The sequence below is a fragment of the uncultured Algibacter sp. genome, from assembly GCF_947495925.1.
GTDB lineage: Bacteria > Bacteroidota > Bacteroidia > Flavobacteriales > Flavobacteriaceae > Algibacter_E.
Window position 1 is genome coordinate 1 of sequence record NZ_CANMAU010000016.1, and the last position, 4,896, is coordinate 4,896.

Below are 4,896 nucleotides of genomic sequence, written 5' to 3' on the forward strand. Positions count from 1 at the left end.
CGGATTTCCCTCTGGTTCGCTCCATTTTTATTAAGTTAGTTGCTTAATCACACAACTATCCTTACACAAACACGTTAGGCACAAGCTGAAAAACGAACTCAAAAGAAAGTGAGAGATAAAAATCGAATTCCGAAAATACTGAATGAGCTTGAACGGATTTGGAAAGCTAATCCTGACTATAGATTGGGACAATTAATTGTTGTTGGAGCAAGTGCTGATAAACCAAACTCTGATGTTTTCAATATCGAAGATGAAGACTTAATAAACGGACTTTCAAAATTTGACGAAAGAGCTGAATTAGAAAACGAAGAACCAGATGAAATACCTGACTGGAAAAGGTTTTCGAATGTCGGCAGATTAGACCCAAAAGAATTGACAATCGAATTATTGGAAAAACTGATAATTGAACTTAAACATTCGGACAAAAAAATAGTCGTTACACCAATAAACTTAATGAAATTAAACGGAGCACCTGTTTCCGACCAAACTTGGTTGCTGAATCAAAAACCGAGAATGAAAAAGCTGAAAAAATTATTAGTTGAGTTAAAAGAAAATGGAATTTTGACCGAGAGAAAGTCTAAACAAGATTTTCTTGGAATTAAAGAAGTTGGATATGACATTGTGGAATAAAAGCCAGTGCCTAACATTGTATAAAAATAATGCTTAAGTTTAATCCTAAATCTAAAGGTTAGTGCGTATTTGGTCACTCTGATTTTCCTGCGGAAAATCCTCGGACACAAAACCGCACTATTCTTATACGAGACCGTTGCCACCAATTATGAAAAAGACCATCTACATATCATTTTTCATATTCTTTTTAGTTAATTCAGTTTTTTCGCAAAGTGATTCAATTAAAACTTTGATTGAAAAAACAAATGAATTGAATCTTAAAATGCGGGGCTTAACGACTTACGCAGAAGAAAACATCAAGGATAAAAGAGAACTAGCTCGCTTTTTTTATTATTGGATTGCGACAAACATTAAATATGACAACAAATCCTTAAAAGAAAAAGACGAGGGAAGAATTTCGCTAGAAGAATACTCAAACCGACAAAATGAATATGAGGTTTATAAAAACAGAAAAGGAGTCTGTGCTGGATATTCTAATCTTTTCAAATGGTTTATGGATGAAATTGAAATTGAAGCCGTAAAAATAAGTGGACACATAAGGGATGAAAGAAATCATTTTGTTGAATTAAATGAAAAGGATTTTAGACATGCTTGGAACGCTATAAAATTAAACGGAGAGTGGATTCTTATTGACACAACTTGGGGAACTTCTAATCAAAAAGAAACATCTGAGTTTTATTTTGACATTAAACCTGAATTTTCTATAATTACTCATTATCCTGAAAATAGTAAATGGCAACTGTTGAAAAAGCCATTAACTCTTGAAGAATTTAATAACTCTCAATTTGTCAAACCAATTTGGTTTATGGTTGGATTTACTGAAAAACCTAAACTAATGACTGACAAAGAATTTTACTATTTCATATTTCAAGATATACCCAATAACAAATGGTCAGTAAGCCTAAAAATGAGTGTTGACAATATTAACTTTGAACCCATAAATGATATTAAAATTATAGAACAAGACGAATTAATCTATTTTAGGTTTAGCAAAACACAAGTCCCAAAAGCAGCCTACTTTAAGGTTAAAATAGGGAAATTTGAATTCAATGGAAATGAGCTTATGAAAACTGAATACAAAGATGTAATTAACTTTAAAATATAAATAACTGGTGGCAACAACGTGTAAAAATAATTGCTTGGTTCTTGCCTACTCGGAAAATCCTGCGGATTTTCCTCTGGTTCGTTCCACTTTTGCTAAATTAGTGGCTTAACCACGCAACTATCCTTACACCAACACGTTGCCAGCAATATAAAAAACCCGTGAAAATTCGATGAATAGTTATCAGACAGAGGAAATTGACTATCCTGATTTAGAAACTTACAAAAGAAATCTAAACGAATTATCTGACTTTGATTTTTCAAATAGTACATACCGAGAAATTTATGACAAGTTTCACGATTTAGCTTTGACTTTACCTATGTTAGGGGCAAAACTCAAAACAGTCGATGGAATTAATGGCCACAAATTATACCGAGCAAGATTATCTAAAACTATAGCCAAAGAAGAAGATTTAAGTATAATTCAAACTTTTTCGTTTCCACTTTCGACTTTCTGTAAAACAAATCAAAGAGCAAATATTAAACATAAATCTGTTTTTTATTGTGCTGATGAAGCTTTTCCCGCAATTAAAGAATGTGGAATTCAAGACGAAGAAGAAGGGTATTTAAGTGTTTGGGAAATAGCTGGAAAACGTGATTTAAAATATGCAACTTGTCTTCCTCTGGAATTGCCAAATAAAAATGGTTGGGCAGAATATGGAATTTATCATCACGACTTTTTAATAAAAGAACAATCTGCCTTAAATAAGACGCTTTTAAATCACAAAGTTGCGTTGAGAAATTTCATAACCTATAAGTTTATGAATGAAAAGCCACCATATTCTTTGAGTTCAATGTTAGCAAATGAATATATGTATGAAAATGGTGTGGATTTAATAATGTATCCAAGTGCAAAAACGTTTCAAGAATACACAAATTTTGCTATTCACCCAAACGTCGTGCAAACCCAATTAAAGTGTAATAAAATTTATAAATTCAAAGTCATAAAACAAGATAAAGAACAAGTTAGAATAAAATTCATATCAATCGGACACATTGCTAATGACAAAATTGAATGGAAAAAACCAACGGACAAAGACGGAACTGAATTGGGGTTTAGAAAATTAAAATAAATACTGCTGGCAACATTGTATATAAAAAATTGCTATTTTGTGCTTAACCAATGTCAGTTGCTTTGTTTGCTTGCATCTGATTTTCCTTCGGAAAATCCTCGCACACAAACACGCAACTTTTCATATACGTAACCGTTGTGCTTCATGTAAATTAACCTAAGATAAATTCAACAAGCGATGAAAATAGCTTCGAACAATAAGAGAAAAAATATAATCATTAATCATAAAATTAGGATTCTTGGCTGTCGAGGTTTCCTACTATTGGCAGTAATTGGTATTTTGATTTCATGTTCGGAGACAAAAGAAAAAATTCAAGAAGATCCCCGACCTAATATACTTTTATTGGTAGCTGATGATCTTGGATATGCAGATTTAGGGTGCTATGGGGGTGATATTGAAACACCTAATATTGATAATTTAGCAGCTCTAGGTATTCGATTTAGTAGATTTCACACATCTCCTTTATGTGCCCCCACAAGAGCAATGTTACTTTCGGGAAATGACAACCACATCGCCGGAATGGGCATACAATCAAACCAAAATAATGGATTCGGCTATGAAGGAAAATTAACCAACAGAATAGCAACTATACCACAAATTTTAAGAAAATCAGGTTATCATACCTACATGACAGGAAAATGGCACCTTGGAAGGGATTCTTTATCTATTCCTTTTAGTAAAGGTTTCGAACGCTCATTTGTTAATATTCGAGGAGCTGGAAATCATTATGATGACCAAGGGCTCTTTAAAGAAGATCCAATCACTCCATATTTCGAAGATGGAAAACCCACCACTTGGAACAATGGGGACTATTCTACTGATTTTTATACGGATAAACTAATTGAATACATAGACCTTAATAAAGAAGATAAAAAACCGTTTTTTGGCTTTGCAGCTTATACATCTCCACACTGGCCATTGCAAGTGGATGAAAAATATTGGAAAAAGTATGAGGGACGCTATGATGATGGGTATGAAAAATTAAAAGAAAGGCGTCTTGAAAGTCTAAAAAATGCAGGAATGATTCCAAAAGATGCAGTGTTACCCCCAAATCATGAAAAAGTAATTCCATGGGATTCTTTGTCATTGGATGAAAAGAAAAAAGAATCGAGAAAAATGGAATTGTATGCTGGAATGGTAGATAATCTTGATTATAATATTGGGAGAATAATACAGCATCTAAAAGATATTGGTCAATTCGAAAATACATTAATCGTGTTTATGTCTGACAATGGTGCCGCGGCTGAAGACTTCTATTATGATCCCTATTTTTCACCCTATCTGAGGGAAAACTTTAATGATGATTACGAAACTATGGGGCAGCCCAATTCATTTATTTCGTATGGCCCTCAATGGGCGGAGGCCGGGTCATCACCATTTCGACATTACAAAGGATTGACGACTGAAGGAGGCATCAATGCTCCGATGATTATCACAGGACCAAATATTGAAAGGAATAATGAAATTCATGATGAATTTGTAACATTAATGGATATAGCTCCTACTTTTTATGAAGCGGCTCAAGCAGTCTATCCAGAAAAATTTGAAGGGAATGAAATTTATCCGCTCAAAGGAAATTCATTGATGCCTTTTGTGTCTGGAAAATCTGACCAAATACATTCTTCTGAATATGTATTCGGTTTGGAGCACGGGAGTCTTGCAATGATTAGAAAAGGAGACTGGAAAATCACGAACATAATGAGGCCTTTTCTTGAGGAAAATTTTAAACTTTATAATATATCTCAAGATCTTGCAGAGATTAATGATCTCAAAGAATCTGAACCTGAAAAATATAAAGAATTGTTAAGGGAATGGAGAAAATTCACTAATGAAGTAAAGGTGCAAATACCTCCCCCTTCTTCAAAAGAGTGAAGAATATAATGAAACACGTAAGCACAACAATGGCTATAAGTAATTGCTTGTTATTGTCTACTTCTGAAAATCCTTGCGAATTTTCAGTTTGGTGTGTACTTGCAAATTTTAGTTCTAAACCATGCAACTACTCATAGCCGAGACGTTGTAAGCAAGCTAAAAAAACCGAATGGCAACATTATTAGAAGATATAAAAAAGCAATCCGATTGGACAGTTAAA

4 protein-coding genes are annotated in these 4,896 nt (G+C 33.4%); all 4 read left to right on the forward strand.

Features of this window, described 5'->3' with window-relative positions:
• Positions 1–108: 108 nt before the first annotated feature.
• The 4 genes from Q0857_RS16675 (at position 109) to Q0857_RS16690 (ending at position 4,676) form a co-directional block, all read left to right on the forward strand.
• On the forward strand, positions 109–630 hold the full coding sequence (locus Q0857_RS16675) for a hypothetical protein (RefSeq protein ID WP_298537993.1): 522 nt from the start codon (positions 109–111) through the stop codon (positions 628–630).
• A 148-nt stretch (positions 631–778) separates the two neighbouring features.
• Positions 779–1,735, forward strand: a complete 957-nt coding sequence (locus Q0857_RS16680; RefSeq protein ID WP_298537995.1) for a transglutaminase domain-containing protein — start codon at positions 779–781, stop codon at positions 1,733–1,735.
• A 169-nt stretch (positions 1,736–1,904) separates the two neighbouring features.
• Positions 1,905–2,804 (forward strand): hypothetical protein, encoded by a 900-nt coding sequence (locus Q0857_RS16685; RefSeq protein WP_298537998.1) that lies wholly within the window; start codon positions 1,905–1,907, stop codon positions 2,802–2,804.
• A 279-nt stretch (positions 2,805–3,083) separates the two neighbouring features.
• Positions 3,084–4,676 (forward strand): arylsulfatase, encoded by a 1,593-nt coding sequence (locus Q0857_RS16690; RefSeq protein WP_298538000.1) that lies wholly within the window; start codon positions 3,084–3,086, stop codon positions 4,674–4,676.
• Positions 4,677–4,896: the final 220 nt, after the last annotated feature.

Bases quoted from the DNA above. Each gene is read 5' to 3' on its own strand.
- Q0857_RS16680 (WP_298537995.1), top strand. From the start codon at position 779: ATGAAAAAGACCATCTACATATCATTTTTCATATTCTTTTTAGTTAAT.
- Q0857_RS16685 (WP_298537998.1), top strand. From the start codon at position 1,905: ATGAATAGTTATCAGACAGAGGAAATTGACTATCCTGATTTAGAAACT.